At 66.9% G+C, this 21431-nt stretch carries 25 protein-coding genes and 1 tRNA gene; 12 read left to right on the top strand and 14 right to left on the bottom strand.

What is annotated here, in order from left to right:
• Positions 1–2 precede the first annotated feature (2 nt).
• The 8 genes from ASE89_RS09920 to madL all read right to left on the bottom strand — a co-directional run bounded on the left by ASE89_RS09920 (position 3) and on the right by madL (position 4842).
• Complete coding sequence (locus tag ASE89_RS09920) at positions 3–215, bottom strand: CsbD family protein (protein WP_056676857.1); 213 nt, start codon at positions 213–215, stop codon at positions 3–5.
• Positions 212–1744, bottom strand: a complete 1533-nt coding sequence (locus ASE89_RS09915) for a PAS domain S-box protein (RefSeq protein ID WP_056677280.1) — start codon at positions 1742–1744, stop codon at positions 212–214. The genes ASE89_RS09920 and ASE89_RS09915 overlap by 4 nt, the downstream gene beginning before the upstream one ends.
• Positions 1745–1748: 4 nt before the next feature.
• Complete coding sequence (locus tag ASE89_RS09910) at positions 1749–2114, bottom strand: CsbD family protein (protein ID WP_056676854.1); 366 nt, start codon at positions 2112–2114, stop codon at positions 1749–1751.
• 39 nt (positions 2115–2153) lie between these two features.
• Entirely contained in the window at positions 2154–2483 is a 330-nt protein-coding gene (locus tag ASE89_RS09905; protein ID WP_056408426.1) for a hypothetical protein, read from the bottom strand.
• A gap of 94 nt (positions 2484–2577) precedes the next feature.
• Positions 2578–2772, bottom strand: a complete 195-nt coding sequence (locus tag ASE89_RS09900; protein ID WP_056676852.1) for a hypothetical protein — start codon at positions 2770–2772, stop codon at positions 2578–2580.
• A 156-nt stretch (positions 2773–2928) separates the two neighbouring features.
• Entirely contained in the window at positions 2929–3618 is a 690-nt protein-coding gene (locus ASE89_RS09895) for a GntR family transcriptional regulator (RefSeq protein ID WP_056676849.1), read from the bottom strand.
• A 4-nt stretch (positions 3619–3622) separates the two neighbouring features.
• Positions 3623–4387, bottom strand: a complete 765-nt coding sequence (gene madM, locus ASE89_RS09890; RefSeq protein ID WP_056676846.1) for a malonate transporter subunit MadM — start codon at positions 4385–4387, stop codon at positions 3623–3625.
• A gap of 11 nt (positions 4388–4398) precedes the next feature.
• The gene (gene madL / locus ASE89_RS09885) at positions 4399–4842 is read right to left on the bottom strand and encodes a malonate transporter subunit MadL (protein WP_056676844.1); all 444 of its coding nucleotides are present in this window, start codon (positions 4840–4842) and stop codon (positions 4399–4401) included.
• A gap of 165 nt (positions 4843–5007) precedes the next feature.
• Between madL and mdcA the strand changes: the two genes are divergently transcribed.
• The 9 genes from mdcA (at position 5008) to ASE89_RS09840 (ending at position 12131) form a co-directional block, all read left to right on the top strand.
• Positions 5008–6654, top strand: coding sequence for a malonate decarboxylase subunit alpha (gene mdcA / locus ASE89_RS09880; protein ID WP_082451380.1), 1647 nt, complete (start codon positions 5008–5010; stop codon positions 6652–6654).
• 11 nt (positions 6655–6665) lie between these two features.
• Positions 6666–6983 carry a malonate decarboxylase acyl carrier protein gene (mdcC, locus tag ASE89_RS09875; RefSeq protein ID WP_056408413.1) on the top strand — a complete coding sequence of 106 codons (318 nt, stop codon included), beginning with the start codon at positions 6666–6668 and terminating at the stop codon, positions 6981–6983.
• Positions 6980–7939, top strand: coding sequence for a biotin-independent malonate decarboxylase subunit beta (locus ASE89_RS09870; protein WP_056676841.1), 960 nt, complete (start codon positions 6980–6982; stop codon positions 7937–7939). Before mdcC ends, ASE89_RS09870 begins: the two co-directional genes overlap by 4 nt.
• Positions 7926–8642 carry a biotin-independent malonate decarboxylase subunit gamma gene (gene mdcE, locus ASE89_RS09865; RefSeq protein ID WP_056676838.1) on the top strand — a complete coding sequence of 239 codons (717 nt, stop codon included), beginning with the start codon at positions 7926–7928 and terminating at the stop codon, positions 8640–8642. Before ASE89_RS09870 ends, mdcE begins: the two co-directional genes overlap by 14 nt.
• A complete protein-coding gene (mdcG, locus tag ASE89_RS09860) occupies positions 8642–9271 on the top strand; it encodes a malonate decarboxylase holo-[acyl-carrier-protein] synthase (protein ID WP_056676835.1) in 630 nt (209 codons plus the stop codon). The genes mdcE and mdcG overlap by 1 nt, the downstream gene beginning before the upstream one ends.
• The gene (gene mdcB, locus ASE89_RS09855; protein ID WP_056676832.1) at positions 9268–10104 is read left to right on the top strand and encodes a triphosphoribosyl-dephospho-CoA synthase MdcB; all 837 of its coding nucleotides are present in this window, start codon (positions 9268–9270) and stop codon (positions 10102–10104) included. Before mdcG ends, mdcB begins: the two co-directional genes overlap by 4 nt.
• Positions 10101–11012: an acyltransferase domain-containing protein gene (locus tag ASE89_RS09850; RefSeq protein WP_056676830.1), complete on the top strand. Its 912-nt coding sequence runs from the start codon at positions 10101–10103 to the stop codon at positions 11010–11012. Before mdcB ends, ASE89_RS09850 begins: the two co-directional genes overlap by 4 nt.
• Positions 11013–11164: 152 nt before the next feature.
• Positions 11165–11740 carry a GAF domain-containing protein gene (locus tag ASE89_RS09845; RefSeq protein WP_056676828.1) on the top strand — a complete coding sequence of 192 codons (576 nt, stop codon included), beginning with the start codon at positions 11165–11167 and terminating at the stop codon, positions 11738–11740.
• 52 nt (positions 11741–11792) lie between these two features.
• Positions 11793–12131, top strand: coding sequence for a hypothetical protein (locus ASE89_RS09840; protein WP_056676824.1), 339 nt, complete (start codon positions 11793–11795; stop codon positions 12129–12131).
• A gap of 128 nt (positions 12132–12259) precedes the next feature.
• Here the strand turns inward: ASE89_RS09840 and ASE89_RS21150 are convergent, their stop codons facing one another.
• The 4 genes from ASE89_RS21150 to ASE89_RS09820 all read right to left on the bottom strand — a co-directional run bounded on the left by ASE89_RS21150 (position 12260) and on the right by ASE89_RS09820 (position 16127).
• Positions 12260–12919, bottom strand: a complete 660-nt coding sequence (locus tag ASE89_RS21150; RefSeq protein ID WP_236701693.1) for a PEPxxWA-CTERM sorting domain-containing protein — start codon at positions 12917–12919, stop codon at positions 12260–12262.
• Positions 12920–14106: 1187 nt separating this feature from the next.
• Positions 14107–14182 (bottom strand) — tRNA-Ile (locus tag ASE89_RS09830).
• Between the two features lie 123 nt (positions 14183–14305).
• Entirely contained in the window at positions 14306–14572 is a 267-nt protein-coding gene (locus ASE89_RS09825) for a hypothetical protein (protein WP_031393308.1), read from the bottom strand.
• Positions 14573–14726: 154 nt separating this feature from the next.
• Positions 14727–16127, bottom strand: coding sequence for a M20/M25/M40 family metallo-hydrolase (locus ASE89_RS09820; RefSeq protein WP_056676817.1), 1401 nt, complete (start codon positions 16125–16127; stop codon positions 14727–14729).
• Between the two features lie 104 nt (positions 16128–16231).
• Here ASE89_RS09820 and ettA point away from each other — a divergent pair, with 104 nt between their 5' ends.
• The 3 genes from ettA (at position 16232) to ASE89_RS09805 (ending at position 20135) form a co-directional block, all read left to right on the top strand.
• On the top strand, positions 16232–17911 hold the full coding sequence (gene ettA / locus ASE89_RS09815; RefSeq protein WP_056408757.1) for an energy-dependent translational throttle protein EttA: 1680 nt from the start codon (positions 16232–16234) through the stop codon (positions 17909–17911).
• 250 nt (positions 17912–18161) lie between these two features.
• Positions 18162–19355: a sensor histidine kinase gene (locus ASE89_RS09810; RefSeq protein WP_236701692.1), complete on the top strand. Its 1194-nt coding sequence runs from the start codon at positions 18162–18164 to the stop codon at positions 19353–19355.
• A 66-nt stretch (positions 19356–19421) separates the two neighbouring features.
• The gene (locus tag ASE89_RS09805) at positions 19422–20135 is read left to right on the top strand and encodes a DUF3108 domain-containing protein (protein ID WP_156363404.1); all 714 of its coding nucleotides are present in this window, start codon (positions 19422–19424) and stop codon (positions 20133–20135) included.
• A 17-nt stretch (positions 20136–20152) separates the two neighbouring features.
• On the opposite strand, the gene ASE89_RS09800 is transcribed toward ASE89_RS09805, so the two are convergent.
• Both ASE89_RS09800 and ASE89_RS09795 read right to left on the bottom strand, forming a co-directional pair.
• Complete coding sequence (locus ASE89_RS09800) at positions 20153–20923, bottom strand: NYN domain-containing protein (RefSeq protein WP_031439510.1); 771 nt, start codon at positions 20921–20923, stop codon at positions 20153–20155.
• A gap of 10 nt (positions 20924–20933) precedes the next feature.
• Entirely contained in the window at positions 20934–21314 is a 381-nt protein-coding gene (locus tag ASE89_RS09795) for a DoxX family protein (RefSeq protein ID WP_056676811.1), read from the bottom strand.
• Positions 21315–21431 lie beyond the last annotated feature (117 nt).

Genomic DNA, 21431 nt, shown 5'->3' with positions numbered 1-21431 from the left:
CGTCAGTCGGCGCCGTCGCGGTCGATGGAATGGTCCGCGTCATGCGGCTCGGCCTGGGCCTGCTTCGCGCCGGCCTTGCTTTCGCGGCGGCCGCTGCGTTCGACACCGGGGTCGCCGATGATCTTGCCGATCGCCTCCTGGACAGAGCCCTTGGCCTGGCGCGCACGTCCGGTCTTGCTGTCGGCCTTGCCGCCTGATGTCGTGTCGTCGGTCATGCTGCGACCTCCTTGCTTGCCGCATCGGCCGGATGACGCGCGGGCAGCGAGTCTCCGTCGAAGCCGCGCGCGCGCGCCCAGGCTGCGGCGGCGTTGCGGCGGTTGACCCCGATCTTCGAATAGATCCGCGCGACGTGATTGCGCACGGTGTTGCCCGAGACGTCGAGCGTCCGCGCGATCGACTTGTCGTCGAGCCCGCGACAGATCAGCGCCAGTACCTCGCGCTCGCGCGGAGTGAGCTCGTCGAGCCCGACGCCGACCGGATCGGCCTGCGGCGTCCGGATCCGCGCGAGCTTCTCCATGATCGACCGGCTGAGCCAGCTCGTATCCTGCATCACCGCCTCGATCGCATGGACCAGCTCGCGCTCGGATGCCTTGCGCGTGCTGATGTCGCGCATCGCCCACAGCATGCACGGTTCGCCGCCGAGCTGGATCGGCTCGCTCGAGACGATCCCGTCGATCACCTGACCCGATTTGAGCCGCAGGCGAAGCTCGCGGTCGCGGATCGGCCGGTCGGCGGCGATCTCGCCCTCGATCTCGTGCTGGATCGCACCGGTCTCCCACAGATCGACGACCCCAAGCGGCTGGTCGACGATGTCCGCCGCCGTATAGCCGGTCAGCTCGGTGAACGCCTCGTTGACGTCGCACAGCCGGTGGCCGTCGCGCGTGCCGATCGCCAGCGCGACCGGCGCGAGCGAGAAGGTGCGCGTGAACCGGTCCTCGCTGTGGCGCAGCGCGGTCTCCGCCTTGCGCCGCGGTTCGAGGTCCGCGAAGGTGAACAGCATGCACGGTTGCTCGGCCAGATCGATCGGCTGGCCTGCGACGATCACCAGCTTGGTCCCGCCTTCGGGCAGGTCGAGCTCGGCCTCCATCTGCGGAATCGTCCGGCCCTCGCACAGCCGTTGCTTCGCCACGTCGCGCTTGTCGGCATGCGCGAGGATGTCGAGATCGTAGAGCGTGCGCGCGAGGACCCCGTCGCGCTCATGCCCGGTCATGTCGAGAAAACCCTGATTGACCTTCACGAACTTCAGATCGCACAGCCGGCAGATCAGCGCGGGCGCGGGGTTCGCGTTGAACGATTGCTCGAACCGGTCTTCCGCCTCGAACTGCGCCGAGACGTCCTGGATGACCAGGACGAGGCATTCGGGCTCGTTCTGGTCGTCGGTCAGGACGAGGCTGCGGACCTGGTGGACCCAGCGCGGGCTGTCCTCGCCCGCGACCGCCACCTCGACCACCACCTGCGAAAACGCCTCGCCCGACACGACGCGTTCGATCGGATAGTCGTCGTCGCCCAACCGGTGGTTGTTGCGATAGCGCAGCTGGAACTTCGCCCGATACGCGTCGACCGTCGCCCCCAGCTCCTCGACCGCGTCGACCCCGTGCATTGCGAGCGCCGCGGCGTTCGCCCACAGGATCGACTGGTCCGGATCGATCAGGATCACGCCCTCGTCGAGCCCCGCGATGATCTGGCGCAGATGGCGCAGATCGGCGGAGTCGCGCAGCGACTTGAGGGCGGGGGCGGCGGTCATCGGATCAGTCGCGCTGGCCGTGGACGAGCCAGGCCAGGCCATAGCCGATCGCGGCGGCGCCGAGTGCCCAGAGCAACGGTGCGTCCTCGGCGGATTCCTGCACGGTCCGCGCGCCCTGTCGCGCCAGCCGGCCGGCGCGATCGGCGGCCTCGCGAACGTCGCTGCCGAGCTTGTCGGCGAGCTCCGGGGCGCCATCGACGACATCGGCGACCGCGGACTTCGCGCGGCCATAGAGATTCTGTGCGCCGCCCGCGACCTGATCGACGACGCCGTCGACCTGCCAGTCACCGCTGCTGACGGTATCGCCGATCGTCTTCTCGACCTTGCCGCCGACATAGCGTGCGCCGCCCTGAAACTCGTCCTTGTTCATCGTCTTGTCCTTCTCGAAAATGGGAAAACGTCATTCGGCTCAGGGCAGGACACGGCAGGCTGCCGCGGCCTTGCCGACCTCGAGCGCGATCGCCGGATCGCGCAGTTCGGAGGCGACACGGATCAGGTCGGACGGCGTCAGCGCCCCCGGCGTCGTGTCGTTCTGCCGATACGCCGCGGCCGCCTTGCCGAGCCGCTGGAGCTGTCCGAGCGACAGGCGCGACTGGAGCCGCTCCCCGACGCAATCCGCGCGCGGCGCGTCGAGCCCGTAGCGCTGCAACCCCGAGGATATCCGCGTTGCCGGTGCCGCACAGCCGACGACTGCCGTCATCAGCACAAGCGAGGCGATCGTCGCAGACAGGCTTTTCATGATCGGGCTCCCGACATTCCAGGAGCGCAACTGCTCCCGGATCGGACGCATAAAGCGTGAAACGAGACGTAAGTTCCTGGTATTTATGCGCTAATCATGGGTACTCATATACTAGCGGATCGGCCGCCCGCGCCCGGTACAAGCGCGCGAACCGGCGATGCAGCGTCACCGTGCTGGCATCGGTCGCCACGCTGGCGCGCCGCTCGTGCCAGTCGGCGCGCGCGTGAAAATAGGCGGCCTCTCCGGCCCCCCCGGTCTGCGGCGGCCGGTCGTCGTCCTGATCCGTCATCGTCCTGCTTTTCTCAATGGTCGTCGCCGCGACCTTAGGCCGTCAGCGCCGCCGCCGCGTGATCGGAAAGGACCAGTGCGCTGGGTAGATATCCCAGTCGGCGCCGCGCCCGTCCGGCGGTCGCCCTCACGCGCGGCGGAAGCCACCCCGCCGCGATCATCCCGCCGGCTTGGCGTGCGCGGCGTCCTGGTGCGCGATATAGCTGTCGAGCGCGCTCGCGGCATTCAGCATGTGCGCGCGCATTCGCCGGGCCGCCTCGTCGCCATCGCCCTCGGCGATCGCGCGCATTACCGCGTCATGCTCCGCGCGCGAGCTGGCGAGGCGGCGGTCTTGGCGCAGCTGCATCCGGCGGAAGGCGTTGAGCCGCGTCCGCACCGCGATCGCCTGGTCGGCGAGGAAGTCGTTGTGCGCCGCGCGGTAGATCGCCTCGTGGAACTCGCGGTTGAGCGCGTCATAGGCGTCGACATCGCCGGCCGCGACCGCCGCCTCGCTCGCCTCATGCACCCGCAGCAGCCGGCTGCGTTCGAGCGGCGTGATCCGGTAGGTGGCGAGCCGGACGCACACCGCCTCGAGCTCCGCCATCGTCTCGAACATGTCCATCACCTCCTCGGCGGTGACATGGCGGACGATGACGCCGCGGCGCGGGCGGACCTCGACCATCCCGCTGGTCGCGAGCTGCCGCAGCGCCTCGCGGACCGGCGTGCGCGACGCGCCGTAGCGGTCGGCCAGCTGCTGTTCGTCGAGCATCGTGCCCGGCGCGAGCTCGCCCGACGAGATCGCATCAGTCAGCGCGTTGCGGATCCGGTCGGACAGCAGCCCCGTGTCTTCGCTCTCGATATCCGCCACGCTGTCAGCCCCCCACGATCGCGCGGACGATCAGATAGAGGATCGACGGCGCCACCAGGCACCCTAGCCCGGTATGGAAGGTCGCGGTCAAGGCGCCATAAGGGACGAGCCGGCGATCGGTCGCGGCGAGCCCGCCCGACACGCCGCTGACCGTCCCCATCAGCCCGCCGAACACCATCGCGCTGCGCGGGTTGTTGAGCCCGATCAGCCCTGCGACCAGGGGCGTGCCGACCATCACCATCACCGCCTTGAACACGCCCGTCGCGATCGACAGCGCGATGACGGGCGAGCTCGCGCCGATCGCCGCACCCGTGACCGGCCCGACGATATAGGTGACCGCGCCCGCGCCGATCGTCGTCATCGACACCGCATCGGTATAGCCGAACGCCGCCGCAACCAGCGCGCCGACAATGAACGGCAGGATCGTGCCGAGCAGCAGCGCGACGACGCCAATCAGCCCCGCCTTCTTCGCCTGTTCGACATCGACCTCGCACGCGGTCGCGACGATCGCGAAGTCGCGCAGCATCGCGCCGCCCATCAGCCCGATTCCGGCAAGCATCGGCAGGTCGGCGAGCCCCTTGTGCCCGCCGGTCGCGATCCCGCCCCAGAAGGCGAGCGCGAGGCCGATCAGGATTGCGATCGCCGAGCCATGGACCCGGCCCATGGTCAGCTTGGCGGACAGGATGTTCGACAGCCACATGACGATGCCGACGACCGCAAACGCGGTGAGCAATGCATTGGCGGTCAGGACCTTGGTGATCATTTCCATGCGTTCGGTCCTTAGCGCGGGGTGATCGGGGCGGGGGATCCGGCGGCGATCGCCATCGCGGCTTCACGCGACTCGCGCGCCTCGATCTCGTCCATCGTCTCGGGCGTGCCCGACAGCCGGCTGATGATCGCGACCGCGCTGAAGCACAGCAGCAGCGCGCCGACGCCCGCGATCAGGACGATCGGACCGCCCTCGACCGCGGCGACGACATCCTGCTGCGCCGCCATCGCGACGACGATCGGGATATACAGCGCGCCCCAGAAGCCGATCCCGCGCGACACGCCTTCATTGTAGCGGCCGCGGGTCTTCAGCCACATCCGCGCGGCGATCAGCAGGATCATCGCGATGCCGACTCCGCCGACATTGGCCTTCACGCCGAGCAGCACGCCAAGGCCTTCGCCCAGCAATTGCCCTATCAGCGTACAGATCGCGAGCAGCGCGACTCCGGCGATCATGCGCCGCGTCCCGCATCTGCGGCGGCAACGGGTAGGGACTCGCTCATGGCATATCCTCTCAATGTATTCGATCTGGCGTCTTATACGCCGTCAAGTATGCACAGGGTTGCCTTTGGAGCAATAGCGAATACAAGAGGGTCAGAATAAGCGTCAGGAGGCGATGCGGTGCGGCAATGGAATACGCGCAAGCAGATGCGCGAGGAGCGGATCGCGGCGGGCCAGGGCTTTGCCACCGGCAAGCTGGTCGATCCCGAAACGCTCGTCGACTTTCTCGAAGCGGTGCTCAGGCCCGGCGACCGGGTCTGCATCGAGGGCGACAACCAGAAACAGGCGGACGTGCTGGCCCGGGGGCTGGCCGCGATGGATCCCGAACGGATCCACGACCTGCACATGGTCCAGTCTGGCGTCGTCCTGCCCGAGCATCTCGACGTCTTCGACAGCGGGATCGCGAAGCGGCTCGATTTCTCCTATTCCGGCCCGCAATCGGCACGGATCGCGAAGATGCTGTTCGGCGGCAAGATCGAGCTCGGCGCGATCCACACCTATCTCGAACTGTTCGCGCGTTATTTCGTCGACCTGACGCCGCAGGTCGCGCTGATCGCCGCGGTCAGCGCGGACCGTCACGGCAATCTCTATACCGGCCCCAATACCGAGGACACGCCGACCGTGGTCGAGGCGACCAGCTTCGGCAGCGGCCTGGTGATCGCGCAGGTCGGCGAGATCGTCGATACGCTGCCGCGCGTCGACATCCCCGGCGACCAGGTCCATTTCGTGCTCGACGCGGGGCGACCCTTTTATGTCGAGCCGCTGTTCACGCGCGATCCGGCCGCCATGACCGAGACTCAGATCCTCACCGCGATGCTGGCGATCAAGGGGCTCTATCAGCCCTACGGTGTGCGCCGGTTGAACCACGGCATCGGCTTCAACACCGCGGCGATCGAGCTGCTGCTGCCGACCTATGGCGAGAAGCTCGGGCTGAAGGGCAAGATCTGCACGCATTGGGCGCTCAACCCGCACCCGACGCTGATCCCCGCGATCGAGGCGGGCTGGGTCGAGCAGGTCCACTGCTTCGGCTCCGAAGTCGGCATGGAGGATTATCTCGCCGCGCGGCCCGACATCTTCTTCACCGGCCCCGACGGCTCGCTCCGCTCGAACCGTGCCTTCAGCCAGACCGCGGGGCTGTATGCCTGCGACATGTTCATCGGCTCGACGCTGCAGATCGACCTCGCCGGGCACAGTTCGACGATCACCGCGAACCGCATCGCCGGCTTTGGCGGAGCGCCCAACATGGGGTCGGATGCGCGCGGCCGGCGCCATCCCAGCGCACCCTGGTTGCAGGCCGGCGCGGAGGCGGATCCCGACACCGCGGCACCCTTGCGCCGCGGCCGGAAGCTTGTCGTCCAGATCGGCGAGACGTTCGGCGAGGGTAACGCACCGCTGTTCGTTGAGAAGCTCGGCGCGCTCGAACTGGCGGAGAAGCTCGATCTCGATCTCGCACCGATCATGGTCTATGCCGACGACACCACGCACATCGTCACCGAAGAGGGCATCGCCAACCTGCTGCTCTGCCGCAATGCGGACGAGCGCGAACAGGCGATCCGCGGCGTGGCGGGCTTTACCGAGATTGGCCGTGGCCGTGACAAGGCGATGGTCGAGCGGTTGCGCGAGCGGAAGATCATCCAGCGGCCCGAGGATCTCGGCATCGACCCGCTCGACGCGAACCGCAACATGCTGGCCGCGCGTTCGATCAAGGACCTGATGCTCGCCTCGGGCGGGCTCTACCGGCCGCCGAGCCGGTTCCGGAACTGGTAGGGGATAGAAGCATGGAAATCCTGCATTTCGATATCGCCGCGCCCGTGCCCGCGGGCGGCACGCGCGCGATGGCGCTGGTCGGCGTGGTCGCGTCGGGCAATCTGGAAGTGCTGGTCGAGCGCGGCGCCGCGGCCGATCGGTGCGCGATCGAGATCAGCACCGCGGCGCACGGCTTTCGCGATCTGTGGGACGCGGTGGTCGCCGATTTCGTCGGCCGGCGCGCCGCCGGCGGCCTGCGGATCGCGATCAACGATGGCGGCGCGCGACCCGATACCGTGTCGCTGCGCCTCGCCCAGGCCGTCCGCATGATCGAGGAGCCCGAAGCATGAGCAACCGTCATCAAAGCTGGTACGAGGCAGGCGCGCGCGAGCGGATCGCGGCGCTGGTCGATACCGGCAGCTTCACCGAATATGTCGGCCCCGAGCGGCGCGAGACCAGCCCGCATCTCGGCATCTTCGACCTGCCCGCGCAGTTTGACGACGGCATCGTCGTCGGCGCTGCGACCGTCGACGGCACACCGATCCTGATCGCCGCGCAGGAGGGCCGCTTCATGGGCGGCGCGTTCGGCGAGGTGCACGGCGCCAAGCTCACCGGCCTGCTCAGCGCCGCCAAAGCCCTCAACCGCGACGTCGTGATCGCGTTCGACACCGGCGGCGTCCGTCTGCAGGAGGCCAATGCCGGCGAGATCGCGATCGCCGAGATCATGCGCGCGATCACCGAAGCGCGGATCGCGGGCGTGCGCGTCGTTGGACTGATCGGCGGCCGCGCGGGCTGCTATGGCGGCGGCGGGTTGATCGCCGGCTGCTGCTCGACGCTGACCATATCCGAACAGGGGCGGATCAGCGTCACCGGCCCCGAGGTGATCGAGACCAACAAGGGCGTCGAGGAATTCGACTCGCGCGACCGCGCCCTGGTCTGGCGGACGATGGGCGGCAAGCACCGGACGCTGATCGGCGGCGCGGACCTGTTCGTCGACGACGATGCCGCGGCGTTCCGCGCGGCGATGCTCGCGGCGCTCGGGCGACCAGCCAAGGCGGGTTCCGTCCGGGACGCCTCCCCCCTCCCGTTCGGGAGAGGGGAGCGACCCGGTCTCGATCTGGCCACTCTGGACGCGGAGCAGGACCGCCTCGAACGCCGCATCGCCCGGTTCGGCGACGCCGCCGACGCGACCGACATCTGGCGCACGCTCGGCATCGATGACCCGCAGGCGGTCCCCGACATGCCTTCCGCCGCCTTCGCGACCCTTGCCGCCCAATACCGGGAGAGCGCCGATGACGCCCGCTGAGATCCTCGATTCGCTGTTTCCGGCCGGCCATGATGTCACCGCGGAGGGCGACCTGCTGTTTGGCCGCGGCACATCGCCCGACGGACGGGTCGTGCATGTCATCGGCGCCACCGCGCGCGCGCCGATCGGCATCGACCAGGCGATCCGCCTGTCCGCCGCGGTGCTCGCGATTGCGCGCAGCGACGACGAAGCGCCGATCCTTTTCCTCGTCGACAGCGCGAGCCAGCGGATGAGCCGCCGCGACGAACTGCTCGGCCTCAGCGAATATCTCGCGCACCTTGCCAAGTCGCTCCTGCTCGCCGAGGCGCGCGGCCACCGCACGATCGGCCTGCTCTATGGCGGCAGCGCGGCCGGCGCGTTCATCGCCACCGCGCTCGCCTGCGACACGCTCGTCGCGCTGCCCGGCGCGCATCCCGAAGTCATGGACCTCGCCTCGATGGCGCGCGTCACCAAGCTGTCGATCGATCTGCTCGAGGACAAGGCAAAGACCACCCCGGTCTTCGCCCCCGGCCTCGACAATCTGGTCAGCGTCGGCGGCGTCGCCGAGGTCTGGGATCCGCAGCGCAGCCTGGCGGATCAGCTCGCGGTGCTGCTCGCCACGCCGCGCGACCACGATGCGCGCGCGACGCTCGGGGCAGAGCGTCAGGGCCGGCCCAAGGCCGCGGCGATCGCGGACGAGGTGGACGCGGCGGCGCGACGCTGATGCGTTTCGACCGACACCGGCTGGTCTGGATCGACCCGCAGCGCTGGCCCGCCATCCTCGCTGCGCACGGGCTCGCCAACGCCCCGGCGCTGCTGGCCGATTGGGCCAGGGACGACCGCCCCCTAATCGCGCGGCGGCAGGTCGTCGGCGAACTGCCGTGCCTGGTCCCGCTCGGGCTGCCGCTGCCGCCGTCGATCGGCAAGCAGCGGCTCGCTTTCGCCGTGCCCCCCGACGCGATCCGGGCCGACGCCCCGCCGCCGCTGCTGCGCGATGCGGCGGCGGCGGCACCCCCCGCCTGGCAGGACAGCATCGCCGCGCTCGTCACGCTGGACCCGGACACGCGCTGTTTCGGCAGCCTCGCCTGGGCGCATCTGACCGGGCTGGCCTATCTGTCGCCGGGTTCGGATCTCGACCTGCTCTGGACGGTGGCGGATCAGCGCACCGCGACCGCACGTGCCCGCGCGCTTCTGACGATCGGAGCGACCGCACCGATGCGGATCGACGGCGAATTGCTCACCCCACAAGGGCATGCGGTGCAGTGGCGCGAATGGGCGTCGGACGCCCCCGATCTGCTCGTCAAGGCGGCGCACGCGAACGGCGTGACCCCGCGCGCGGCGGTGTTCGCATGACCGCGCTCGTCGCGACGACACCCGTCGTCGACGCCGACGCGATCGGCCACGCCGCTGCTCTGTGCCTCCGTCGCGAGATCGCGACCTATCCCAAACCCGGCCTCGTCAGCCCGGTGGATGCGGGTGCGCATGACGACATGGATGCGGCGATGATGAACCGCAGCGCCGACGCGCTCGCACCCTATCTCGCCGCGCTGGCCCAGGCGGGCGCCGCGGGCGCGGGGATGGACCGGCTGCGCGCGATCGGCATCGCGGCGGAGGCGGCGATGATGGTCGCGACGGGCGGGGTGAACACGCACCGCGGCGCGATCTTCGGCATGGGGCTGCTCTGCGCCGCTACGGGGTTCCGCGCGCGCTATGGTCTCGTCGCACCGCTCGGGACGATCGTCGCGCAGCACTGGGGCGCGGAGATCCTGCGCGGGCCCGTCGCGCTCCACAGTCATGGCACCACGGTCGCGCGCCGCCATGCCGCGGGCGGCGCACGGGCCGAGGCCGCCGCCGGCTTCCCCGCACTCTACGCCACCGCCTTGCCCGCACTCGCCACCGCGCGGCGCCTGCGGCCCGACGACCGGAACGCGCAGGCGGTGCAGGTCCTGATGACGCTGATCGTCGGCGTCGAGGACACCAATCTCCTCTATCGCGGCGGCCCGTCCGGTCTCGCCTTCGCGCAAGCCGAGGCCCGCGCCTTCCTCGCAGCCGGGGGCATTGCCGCGGCGGACTGGCGCGCGCGTGCGATCGCGGTCCATCACCGCTTCGTCGCCCGGCGGCTCAGTCCGGGGGGCTGTGCGGACCTGCTCGCAATGACGTTCTTAGCCGCGGCGCACGACGCGTGACGCTCGCGCTGCTCTGCTCGGGGCAGGGGCGGCAGGACCGCGCGATGTTCGACCTGTTCGTCGACCAGCCCGCCGCCGCACCGATCTTGGCCGAGGCCGCCGCGATCCTCGGACAGGACGTCCATCAGCTCGTCCGGACCGCCGCGGACGACCGACTCCACGCCAATGCGACGAGCCAGATCCTGTGCGTCGCGCGCGGACTGGCGGCCGCGGCGTGTCTCGAACCGATCGGTCCGGCGCTGGTCGCGGGTTATAGCGTCGGCGAGATGACCGCCTGGGGCATTGCCGGCCTGTGGTCGCCAGCCGCCACGCTGCGGCTCACCGCGGCGCGAGCGGCGGCGATGGACGCGGCTGGCGGCGCGGAGGATGGCCTCGGCTTCGTCCGCGGCCTGCCGCGCGACGCGGTCGAGGCGCTCGTCACGCGGTTCGACTGCGGCATCGCGATCGTCAATCCCGGGCTGCTGTTCGTGATCGGCGGCACCCGCGGGCAGGTCGCCGCCTGTTGCGACGCGGCACTGTCGCAGGGTGCAGCAACCGCCCGCCCGATCGCGGTCCGCGTCGCGTCGCACACCCGTCGCCTGTCCGCCGCGGTCGCCCCGTTTCACGCCGCGCTGCTCGAAGCCCAGCCCGCACGGCCGATCCGGGGTCGTACGCTGATCGGCGCAACCGACGCCACGATCGTCCGCGGCGCCGCCGGCATCGCAGGACTTGCGGCGCAGCTCGACACGACGATCGACTGGGCCGCCACGCTCGAGGCACTCGTCGAACGCGGCGTCGACCGTCTGCTCGAACTCGGCCCCGGCACCGCGCTCGCCGACATGGTCCGCGCCGCCTATCCCACGCTCGACGTCCGCGCAGTCGACGACTTCCGCAGCCCCGCCGGAATCACCGCCTGGATTGCCCGCTGAACGTCGGGAGAGACAAGGGGAGGGTGCCGTTCGATAGGGCGGGCGGTGATGCCAACCCTTTGTTAGCTATTGCTTTATATCGTCATAGGCCGGGCAAACGGACGCTTAGGCTCCCTATCTGCTCGATTGGGCACATAGGGCTAGGATATGATATGTCGATCTCGTTCTACATCATGGCGGATAAGCCGGAGAATGAACGCGAGCGCGAAAGGGCCATTGCGACAAGCAATCTCATCGCAAGTCCGCATGTCGGCAGATTCCGGCCGATCTTGGATGCTGTCCGCGATACCCTGAAGGCAAAGTCCGCAGCCATCACCATCGTCTATCAGGACTCGACCTATGTATTGTCGGCAGCGGGTTTCGAGGCCGGTGTATATAAGAGGTCAACGTCCTTCTGTGCGCATGCCATTCTATCCCCCGACGAACTGACGATCGTTCCGGACGCAGGCGCAGACGAGCGTTTCGCCGGCAACCCTTTCGTGGACACGATCGAGGGCATTCAATTCTATATCGGTGCGCCGCTACGCGACGAAGACGGCACCGTACTCGGGGCGCTGTGCGTCTTCGATGAAAAACCTCGTGACTTCATCACGGACGACGACAGGGCGCGGATCATCGCGTTGAAGAAGGAAGCAGAGGCGATTGTCCACGCCATAAGCAAGCAGACCGACGTCGATCGCGAAGGCGATAAGGAAGTCCAGCCTTCGATGCAAAGCCAGCGATCGTGATGGCCACGTGTGCGCAACAACGTAGACTGCCCGGACGTGCGTCGAAATGAATATGTATCGCAAAATCGCGAGCGATATCTCGCCGGCGCTGATCGAACGTCGTTGCGCATCCCGGCATCTCATCAACCTGGGGGCGCTTCTGATCACCCCTCTGGGCGAAATGATACCCGCGACCGTGACGGGCGTCTCCACGCGTGGTTTTCGGGTGAAAGCGGATTATGGCGTGACAATCGGCCGATCGGTCTGCCTCGCCATTCCGGGCCTGCCGAGATATGTCGGGTGGGTCGCCTGGTCCTATCTCGGCGAATTCGGGCTGGAGGGTGCCCAGGAAATTACCGAGGACGCCGTCGAGCATATTGTCGCACTAGGCACCCCTTCGGCGATTATATAGTTCAGCAAGCTGCAGGATCCTCGATGCCCTCATTCTGGGGTCAGAAATCAGACGCAGATGACGCTGGACTGAAAAGCCGCCGACCATTGAAGGGCGGCGGCTCTATCTGGGATGAACTGCCATCGAGATCAGGCGTAAACAGTACCTGTGACGACTTTACCGATGCGCCGGCGGAGGCTGAAGCCAACTCCCCCGAAGCCGACGAGCATCATGAGCCACGTTGCCGGCTCTGGAACCGCGCCGATCGAAACGGTCGCATTCTCAGGTGCAAAATCCGTAATCTGGTTGACGTTACCCACACCGTTTCGGGGCCATAGATTAAACCCATATTGCATTGGCCCAAAGCCCGTGCTCGGCAGCAAGGCGAGCGGAACCCGCGCTGTCAGCATGTTTCCAGCGATGGAAATACCAGCTGGGTCCAAGGCGTTTGGACCGACCGATCCGGTGCCGGTCTTCTGTATCACGATGGCCTGATTGAAGATCACATCGGGTTGACCGATCGAGGCAAAAGGCCTGGCGATGCCTGTACCGGTGTTGACGCCGAAAATGTACAGACCCGCCGTCTGCGGATCGATATCCCCGGCAAAAGTGGCGCCTAGCGTGAAGAATTGCGACATACTGTCGTAATTGACCGAGAAGCCTGTGACGTCGAGATCTGCAAAACGTGGACCCGCAGTATATGACGGAATGAAGTCGTCGGTCGGGTCCATGATTGATACAGCTGCAGCGGGTGTCGCACAAATTGCCGTCAATCCAAGCATTCCGACTATGATTGCCTTGTTTATCATGGGACTATCCTCGAAAGTCGGCAACCAGCGTCGCCATTCTTTCCTTATCATACTCCGGAATTCTCGACGATAATCCTAATGGCTTAAGACGCACTACTCCAATCGGATTATAGGAGACCTCCGCATATCCTTGGATTCGTCGGTTATTTGATGCGGAATTCCCTGAGCAAGCCGCGGGAGTGGTCCAGGTTCCCCTACCGATCGGGAAAGGTGCAGGTGCTCCACTTCCCGACGGAAGTTTTCCAGCCCGATCGTGACGGATGCGGTGTCGCAACTGGCGGCGGGCGCTGCGCCTCATGATCTTACGGATGAAAAGCGCCATCGGACATGCATGATCGTGATCGATGACCAGAAACCGCATCGCGTCTGGCCATGCAGCCGAAGGTGCAATCTGAAGCTCTGAACGTCGCGGCGACCGAAGGGAGGGTGCTCATCGACGGACCCGGCCTTGCCGCCACGCGCGGCATAGAGGCGGCGTCCGTCCCTTCCGATCAACTGGTTGGTAGGTGCAGGTCGGCCCGTCGTCAGTCGCTCGACGCGCGCGGTCGGCTCCCCGGTCGAGCCCGTCCTCTTCCGGATAGAACGCGTGTGGATCCTAACCCAGTTCCCGCTTCATACGTGTTTGAGCTTGTGAGCGGCGTACCCGAGAAAGAGAAAAGCTGCGACGGAAGAGCTGGCCCAGCCCACCAGGATCATTACCATTGAAACACCCTCTGCTCCGCGGCGCGTTTCGCACCGTCATAGCGCGCAATAAGTCCTGTTTTTGTATGGTTAACAAGACACGAAGAGTGACCCAACAGTCATTTATTTGACGACGGGCTACGTGGGTCATTGGTGACGTCCAGCCCCCCCGAGCTGCTTGAATTTCCGAATCCTCACGCGTTCCCGGGCTGTGGAGTATAGGAGCCGCAGGATCCTGTCAGACTGCGCGAGACAAGGCGTTGCCGCGCATCATGTGCGGCTGCGGCCGGGGGGTTTGGAAATCGCCGGCTGCATGTTCGGATGGCCTTGCGGGGGTATCGGATGCGGGCAATCCGAAAATACCCCCTGAGCCGCCCCCGGAACGCCTGATCTGCGACGGGTAGTTATGGAATGCCTGACAAGAAAACCGGGGAGATGTGGAGCATTGCTGCGGCTTATTGCGGCGATATGGAGACTGAGATTATGGAGACTGAGATTTTTGAAATTGGTGGGCCCGGCAGGAATCGAACCCGCAACCTAGCCGTTATGAGCGGCCAGCTCTAACCGTTGAGCTACAGGCCCCACCGCCGCCTGCGTTAGCGCAAGCGTTTCCAAAGAAAAAGGGTGCCAAAGAAAAAGGGCGCTCCCGAAGGAACGCCCTTTCCGACTCTAAAACGCTGTCGAGCGCAAGCGCCCGACAAGGTCTTAGTTCATGTTGTCGGTCTTCTCGTCGGCAGCATCGCGGACGTTGTCTGCTGCTGCGTTCATGTTGTCGGCTGCGTTCTCGAGCACGTCGGTTGCGACAGCGTTCGAGGTGTTGTCCGCCATGGCGTCCATGTTGTCAGCCTGCATTTCCATGTTGTCAGCCAGCATGTCCGCGTTGTTCTCAACTGCGGCGGCTTCTGGCGACTTGCTGCAGGCTGCGACGGACATCAGGCCGGCGGCAGCAGCGATCAGAACGATCTTCTTCATTCGAATGCTCCCAAGCATAGTTTCACTCGCGGCCGACCCGATTGCCGTCGCGAAGCCCCGTCAAATAGCGGCCCCCGACCGGCGGTCAATCCGCTAAATTCATCGCCCAGCAAGCTTTGCGACAGTCCGATGACGGGCGGGTTGCCGCAACTGGTCACTTTCTTGGCACGACCGAGCCGATTTCCTCGGGCGCATTGGCCACGATCGCGAGCATCGTCGTCCACGCCGCGACGTTCTGGCGAAGCTGCTCGGGATCGACCCGGTCGAGCGTGTCGTCGGGCGTGTGATGCGTGTCGAAATAGCGCGTGCCCGACTGGTTGAGGTCGATCGCCGCGACGCCCAGCGCCATCGTCGGGCCGACATCGGTGCCGTCACCGCCGACCCCTGCGCCGCGCGCGATGCCGAGCGGGGCGAGCGCGGAGGCGAGGCGATCGGCGACCGGCTTCGCGCTGTCGGGCAGGTTGGTCTCGAACCGCCAGACGCGATCCGCGCCGAAATCGGATTCGCCCGCGGTCGCGTGGCGCTCGGTCTTGTGCGCCTCGGCATAGGCCTTGCCGCCAAAACCGCCGACCTCTTCGGCGCCGAACCAGACGACGCGGATCGTGCGCCGCGGGCGCGGGCCGTCGAGGATGCGCTTGGCAGCCGCCGCGGTGATCGCCACGCCGCTCGCATCGTCGATCGCGCCCGTGCCGAGATCCCAGCTGTCGAGATGCCCGCCGACCAGCACGATTCCCGCCTTGGGATCGGTCCCCGGCACTTCGGCGATCACGTTCCCCGATTCGTGCGTACCCGTCATCCGCGGGGTCAGGACGAGCGTCATCGTGATCGGCTTGCCGCGCGTCGCGATCCGTTCGATCAGCTCCGCATCGGGCACCGACAGCGCCGCCGACGGGATCGGCGTGACGCCCTCGGGGAAGTTGGTCGTGCCGGTATGCGGATTGCGGTGGTGGTCGGTGCCGATCGAGCGGATCACGGTCGCGGCTGCACCCTTGCTCGCCGCCATCGCCGGCCCCACGAACCGTGCAGGGCCGAACGCGCCATAGCTCGACCCGTCCTGCGTCGGCTCCATCGCATTGCCGACATAGGCGATCTTGCCGGCAAGGCTCCCCGCGGGCGCCGCCGCCAGGTCGCCATAGGTCTTGAACACCACCACCTGCGCGGTGAGCCCGCCGACCGGCGTCGCACCCGAATTGCCGAGCGCGGTCAGCTTCAGCGCCTGCGGGAAGGGCGACAGGATCGACCCCGTCTCGACGCCGCGCACCCAGACGGGCATCTGGTACGGCTCGATCCGGACGTTCTTGAACCCCAGCGCCTTCAGCTTCGTCACCGACCAGGCGCGCGCACGCGCCTCCGCCTCGGTCCCCGCCAGCCTGGGTCCGATCTCGGTCGTCATCCCCTCGACGATGTCATAGGCGACGTCGTCCTTGAGCGCGGCATCGCGGAGCGCTGCGACCTTCGCGTCGACCGGGGCAGGGGCGGGTGGTGCGGTCCGCTGTGCCATGAGAGGAACGGACAGGGTGGAGGCGGCCAATACCGCGAGCGTGTGCTTCATCATCCGCGACAGCCTATGTCGCCGCTCCCCGTTTGCCAACGGCCCGCCGCATCGCTATCTGCGCACGTCAAATCCCGCCTCATTCAAGCATGGAGCTCGGCACCCACATGGCCGTCCAGTATACCTACGTCATGAAGGGTCTGACCAAGACCTTCCCCGGTGCCGCAAAGCCCGTCCTCAACAACATCCACCTCCAGTTCATTCCGTCCGCCAAGATCGCGATCATCGGCCCCAACGGGTCGGGCAAGTCGACGCTGATGAAGATCATGGCGGGCATGGATCCCGACTTCACCGGCGAGGCCTGGGCGGCCGAGGGCGTCAATGTCGGCTATCTCGCGCAGGAGCCGCAGCTCGATCCGACCAAGGACGTGATGGGCAACGTCAAGGACGGCGTCCGCCCCGTCGCCGACCTCGTCGACCGGTTCAACGCGATCTCGGCCGAGATGGGCGATCCGCAGGACGACACCGATTTCGACGCGCTGATGGAGGAGATGGGCGATCTCCAGGCCAAGATCGACGCGGTCGACGGCTGGGCGCTCGACAGCCAGCTCGAACAGGCGATGGAGGCTCTGCGCTGCCCGCCGGGCGATGCCTCGGTCGAGAATCTCTCGGGCGGCGAGAAGCGCCGCGTCGCGCTCTGCAAGCTGCTGCTGGAGAAGCCGCAGATCCTGCTGCTCGATGAGCCGACCAACCATCTCGACGCCGAGAGCGTGTCGTGGCTCGAGAACTACCTCAAGGAATATACCGGCAACGTCATCCTCGTGACGCATGACCGCTACTTCCTCGACAACGTCGTCAACTGGGTGCTCGAGCTCGATCGCGGCCGCTACTACACCTATGAGAGCAACTATTCGGGCTATCTGGAGAAGAAGGCCCAGCGCCTCAGCCAGGAAGAGCGCGAAGAGGCCGGCAAGCAGAAGGCGATCGCCGACGAGCTGGCGTGGATGCGCCAGACCCCCAAGGCGCGCCAGACCAAGTCGAAGGCGCGTATCCGCGCGTTCGACGAGCTGATGGAGAAGCAGGAGAACCGCGTCGCCGGCAAGGCCGCGATCCTGATCCAGCTGCCGTCGCGTCTCGGCGGCAAGGTGATCGAGGCGAAGGGCCTGACCAAGTCGTACGGCGACAAGCTGCTGTTCGACGGTCTCGACTTCACGCTGCCGCCGGGCGGCATCGTCGGCGTGATCGGCCCGAACGGCGCGGGCAAGTCGACGCTGTTCAAGCTCATCACCGGCCAGGAAACCCCGGACACGGGCACGATCGAGGTCGGCTCGACCGTCAAGCTCGGCTATGTCGACCAGAGCCGCGACGATCTCGATCCGAACAAGAATGTCTGGCAGGAAATCTCCGACGAGCTCGAGATCTTCCGCTTCGGCAAGCAGGAAATGGGCACGCGTGCCTATGTCGGCGCGTTCAACTTCCGCGGGCAGGACCAGCAGAAGAAGGTCGGCCAGCTCTCGGGCGGCGAGCGCAACCGCGTCCACATGGCCAAGATGCTCAAGGAGGGTGGCAACGTCCTCCTGCTCGACGAGCCGACCAACGATCTCGACGTCGAGACGCTGCGTGCGCTCGAGGAGGCGCTCGAGACGTTCGCCGGCTGCGCGGTGGTCATCAGCCATGACCGCTTCTTCCTCGATCGCCTCGCCACGCACATCCTCGCCTTCGAGGGCGACAGCCATGTCGAGTGGTTCGAGGGCAATTACGCATCCTACGAGGAGGACAAGCGCCGCCGCCTCGGCGACGCCGCCGACCGCCCGACGCGTCTGGCGTACAAGAAGCTCACGCGCTGAGCTTGTGAAACCCGCCGCGGCCCATGTTTCCGGGCTGCGGCGGGCGTCCACCTACCATCCAAACTCCGTCATCCTGACGAAAGTCAGGATCCAGGGTCACAGGCGGCCCGCTTGATTGCTCTGGATCCCGACTTTCGTCAGGATGACGAGGGTGGTGTAGGACCGAGCTGGTGCCTGCCACGCAAGCGCCATGTTGATCCCCTAACCGGGGTCGGTAGGAGACATATTGGTCCCCACGAACGGAGCAGGCGTGACAGTTATCGAACACTCCCCCGGTGGAGATGCCCCCCCGGGTGCCGGGGAGCTGCAATACCGGCTTCGCCAGCAATCGATACTGGCCGATTTCGGGATCGAGGCGCTGCGCGCGCGCGATCTCGAACCGATGCTCCAGCGTGCCACCGAATTGTGCGGCGAGGGGATGCGCTCGAAATACTGCAAGTTCCTCGAATATCGCCCCGAACAGGACAGCCTGTTCGTGCGCGCGGGGATCGGCTGGGCGCCGGGCGTGGTCGGATCGGCCGAGATGCGCACCGATCTCGCCTCGCCCGCGGGCTTCGCGCTCGAGACCGGCCAGCCGGTGATCTCCAACCATCTCGAGAATGAGGAGCGGTTCCGTACGCCCGCCTTCATGGCCGAGCACCATATCCGCCGCGCGATCAACGTGCTGGTCGAGACGTCGGGCAAGCGCTTCGGCGTGCTCGAGGTCGACAGCCCCGACGAGGGCAAGTTCGAGCCCGCCGACCTCGCCTTCATGCAGGGGTTCGCCAACCTGATCGGCGTCGCGATCGAGCGGCAACAGGCCGAACAGCGCTTGAGCGACGCGATGGAACATCAGGAGCTGCTCACGCGCGAGGCGAGCCACCGCGTCAAGAACAGCCTCGCGCTCGTCTCGGCGATGCTCAACCTCCAGATGCAGGAGGATGACGACCCGCGCATCACGCGGCTGCTCGGCGACGCGCAGGCGCGCATCACCGCGATCGCACAGACACATGACCAGCTCTGGCGTGGCGAACAGGTCGGGATCGTCGCGCTCGACGATCTCGTCTGCGGAATCGCGACGGGGCTGGCCGAACAGGCGCCGCTGCACCGGATCGACTGCGACATCGACGCGATCCGGATCAGCGCGGATACTGCGATCCCGCTCGGCCTGCTCGTCACCGAGCTCGTCACCAACGCGATCAAATATGCTTACGGCGAGGGTGGCGGCGTCATCGCGGTGACGATTCGCAACGCCGACGGCCGGATCCTGCTGACCGTGTCCGACGACGGCGTCGGGCTGCCCGCCGATTTCGACCTCAAGGCCGCCTCGCGCAAAAGCCTCGGCATGCGGATGATCGGCAGCCTTGCCCGGCAGTTGCGCGGCACGATCGTGATCGAGAATGCCGCGCGCGGCACCTGTGCGGTCCTCGACATCCCCGATCCGAGGATCGTGCTTCCGGACTGATCGCTTGACGCGTGTATGATGTCCGTAGCACACCTCTCCCACAATGACGGGGTGGGGATGATGGACATGCTGATGATGCTAGCTGCCGCAGCGGCTGCGGTAACCGCGCCGCAGGGCGACAGGGTCAAGCCGGTCGACCAGTGTTTCGCGATCTACCGCCCCGGCTCCCCCGCAGGCACGCAGGCCGCCGGAACATCATCCGACCAGACCGTCATCGGCGCAACCCGCCAGGTCATCCGCGCCATCCGCGTCGGCGGTCGGCCGGCCTGGGATATCGTCGTCCATCAGCGCGTACCGATGGCGAATTTCGCGATGCGCGATCACTTTGTCCTGAACCGCGACGATCTGACGCCGATCACCTTCGACAACAGCCGGAGCGGGGTCGAGCATGTCGCGCTTCGCTACACCCCCGGTCGCATCGTCGGAACGAAGACCGACAAGGCCGTCGTCACGCCGATCGACGTCGCGGTGGCGGGACCGATCTGGGAGGGCAATCTCTGGGGCGTGACGTTCGGCGCCTTGCCGCTCGCGATGGGCAGGAGCTTCTCGCTGCCCTTCTACCAGTATGACGGCGGGATCGGCCGCTTCACGCTGACCGTCACCGGCAGCCAGAGCGTCGCGACACCGACCGGGCCCGTCGACGCCTGGACCGTCGCGGTTCTCAAGGACGGCAAGCCGAGTACCACCACGCTCATCGCGAAACGCGACGCGCGTGAACTGGGCAGCTTCGCCGCGCGGGGCGGGACGAAGCTTGGCGGCGACTGCACCGGTCTCGACTGAGCGACCGGTGCGGGCGCTCAGCGGACCCGCTTGACGTAGATCCGACCGCCGTCACGGCGTTCGGTCTGGAAATTGGGCACCGCCTCGATCAGCTCGGACAGATGGTTGAAGCCATAGTTGCGCGCATCGAAGCTCGACCGGTTGCCCGCACGCTGCCCGAGCTCGGTCAGGCTCTGATAGCCCTTCTCGTCGCGCTTGCCCGCGTTGTACGCGTCGATCAGCAGCTTGATCAGGTCCGACCCGATCGGCTCGCCGCCGCGCGACCGGCGCGCGGCCGGCGCGGCGGGGGCAGGGGCCTTCTCGCCACCGATCGCGGGCGGCAGCGACAGCGGCATCGGCTCGGACTCGTCGTCGAGCGCGCTGACGTCGATGAAGCGCGTGCACGCCTGGCGAAACCCCTCGGGCGTGCGGCTCGTGCCAAAGCCATAGACGGGCACGCCGTCCTGGCGGATCCGCATCGCCAGCGGCATGAAGTCGCTGTCCGACGACATGATCCCGAACCCGTCGATCCGGCCGCGGAACAGCAGGTCCATCGCGTCGATCGTCATCTTCATGTCGGTCGCGTTCTTGCCCTTGGTCAGGTCGAACTGCTGCTGCGGCTCGATGCCGTGCTTGATCGACATGTCGCGCCAGCCTTTCAGCGCGGGCTTGGACCAGTTGCCATAGACGCGCCGGACGTTGACCGTCCCGAGCTCGGCAAGGACGGTCAGCACCGGGTCGAGCGTCGCCGACGAGGCGTTGTCGGCGTCGATCAGCAGCGCGACGTTACGGGTGGTTGTATCAGCCATACCGCCGGGATTAGCCGCGCCCGCGCCCCACGTCCACGCTCCACGCGCCGCCACCCGCTGCGGCGAGGTAAAGGAACACGAAACAATAGAGCACCGCCGCCTCGCCGCCATTGGCGATCGGGAAGGGCCCCTGCGGTGCGTGCGCGAGGAAATAGGCCGCCGCCGACATGCCCGACAGCAGGAACGCCACCGGCCGCGTGAACAGCCCGACGATCAGCAACGCACCGCCCACGACCTCGAGGACGCCCGCGACGTACAGCAACGGAGTCATCGCCATCGGGAAGGGCGGCAGCCCGAAGAACTTGGAAATACCGTGACTGAAGAACACCAGCGCCACGACGATGCGCATCACGCTAAGCAGGCGGGGGGACCAGGTGGCGGGTATCGGCATGCAGAGATCCTCGGTGTCGGTGCGAGCGCGAAATGTCCCACGCACCCGACGCCCGGTCAATTTATGCAAACCGAAACGGATCGTTCGCGAAGATGGCCCCACCAAATCCTCCCCCGC

The sequence above is a fragment of the Sphingomonas sp. Leaf30 genome (genome assembly GCF_001422525.1).
In the GTDB taxonomy this organism is placed as follows: Bacteria; Pseudomonadota; Alphaproteobacteria; order Sphingomonadales; family Sphingomonadaceae; genus Sphingomonas; species Sphingomonas aerolata.
Note: the sequence above shows the minus strand (reverse complement) of the source record. Positions and strands in the feature narration are given on the sequence as shown.

Excerpts from the sequence above, each read along its gene's own strand:
- ASE89_RS09845 (WP_056676828.1), top strand. The coding sequence starts at position 11,165 with ATGTCGATCTCGTTCTACATCATGGCGGATAAGCCGGAGAATGAACGC.
- ASE89_RS09920 (WP_056676857.1), bottom strand. The coding sequence starts at position 215 with ATGACCGACGACACGACATCAGGCGGCAAGGCCGACAGCAAGACCGGA.
- madM (WP_056676846.1), bottom strand. The coding sequence starts at position 4,387 with ATGGAAATGATCACCAAGGTCCTGACCGCCAATGCATTGCTCACCGCG.
- ASE89_RS09805 (WP_156363404.1), top strand. The coding sequence starts at position 19,422 with ATGCTGATGATGCTAGCTGCCGCAGCGGCTGCGGTAACCGCGCCGCAG.
- mdcB (WP_056676832.1), top strand. The coding sequence starts at position 9,268 with ATGACCGCGCTCGTCGCGACGACACCCGTCGTCGACGCCGACGCGATC.
- mdcG (WP_056676835.1), top strand. The coding sequence starts at position 8,642 with ATGCGTTTCGACCGACACCGGCTGGTCTGGATCGACCCGCAGCGCTGG.
- ASE89_RS21150 (WP_236701693.1), bottom strand. The coding sequence starts at position 12,919 with ATGATAAACAAGGCAATCATAGTCGGAATGCTTGGATTGACGGCAATT.
- madL (WP_056676844.1), bottom strand. The coding sequence starts at position 4,842 with ATGATCGCCGGAGTCGCGCTGCTCGCGATCTGTACGCTGATAGGGCAA.
- ASE89_RS09840 (WP_056676824.1), top strand. The coding sequence starts at position 11,793 with ATGTATCGCAAAATCGCGAGCGATATCTCGCCGGCGCTGATCGAACGT.
- ASE89_RS09800 (WP_031439510.1), bottom strand. The coding sequence starts at position 20,923 with ATGGCTGATACAACCACCCGTAACGTCGCGCTGCTGATCGACGCCGAC.
- mdcE (WP_056676838.1), top strand. The coding sequence starts at position 7,926 with ATGACGCCCGCTGAGATCCTCGATTCGCTGTTTCCGGCCGGCCATGAT.
- ASE89_RS09915 (WP_056677280.1), bottom strand. The coding sequence starts at position 1,744 with ATGACCGCCGCCCCCGCCCTCAAGTCGCTGCGCGACTCCGCCGATCTG.
- ASE89_RS09820 (WP_056676817.1), bottom strand. The coding sequence starts at position 16,127 with ATGATGAAGCACACGCTCGCGGTATTGGCCGCCTCCACCCTGTCCGTT.
- ASE89_RS09910 (WP_056676854.1), bottom strand. The coding sequence starts at position 2,114 with ATGAACAAGGACGAGTTTCAGGGCGGCGCACGCTATGTCGGCGGCAAG.
- ASE89_RS09900 (WP_056676852.1), bottom strand. The coding sequence starts at position 2,772 with ATGACGGATCAGGACGACGACCGGCCGCCGCAGACCGGGGGGGCCGGA.
- ASE89_RS09870 (WP_056676841.1), top strand. The coding sequence starts at position 6,980 with ATGAGCAACCGTCATCAAAGCTGGTACGAGGCAGGCGCGCGCGAGCGG.
- ASE89_RS09825 (WP_031393308.1), bottom strand. The coding sequence starts at position 14,572 with ATGAAGAAGATCGTTCTGATCGCTGCTGCCGCCGGCCTGATGTCCGTC.
- ASE89_RS09795 (WP_056676811.1), bottom strand. The coding sequence starts at position 21,314 with ATGCCGATACCCGCCACCTGGTCCCCCCGCCTGCTTAGCGTGATGCGC.
- mdcC (WP_056408413.1), top strand. The coding sequence starts at position 6,666 with ATGGAAATCCTGCATTTCGATATCGCCGCGCCCGTGCCCGCGGGCGGC.
- ASE89_RS09905 (WP_056408426.1), bottom strand. The coding sequence starts at position 2,483 with ATGAAAAGCCTGTCTGCGACGATCGCCTCGCTTGTGCTGATGACGGCA.
- ettA (WP_056408757.1), top strand. The coding sequence starts at position 16,232 with ATGGCCGTCCAGTATACCTACGTCATGAAGGGTCTGACCAAGACCTTC.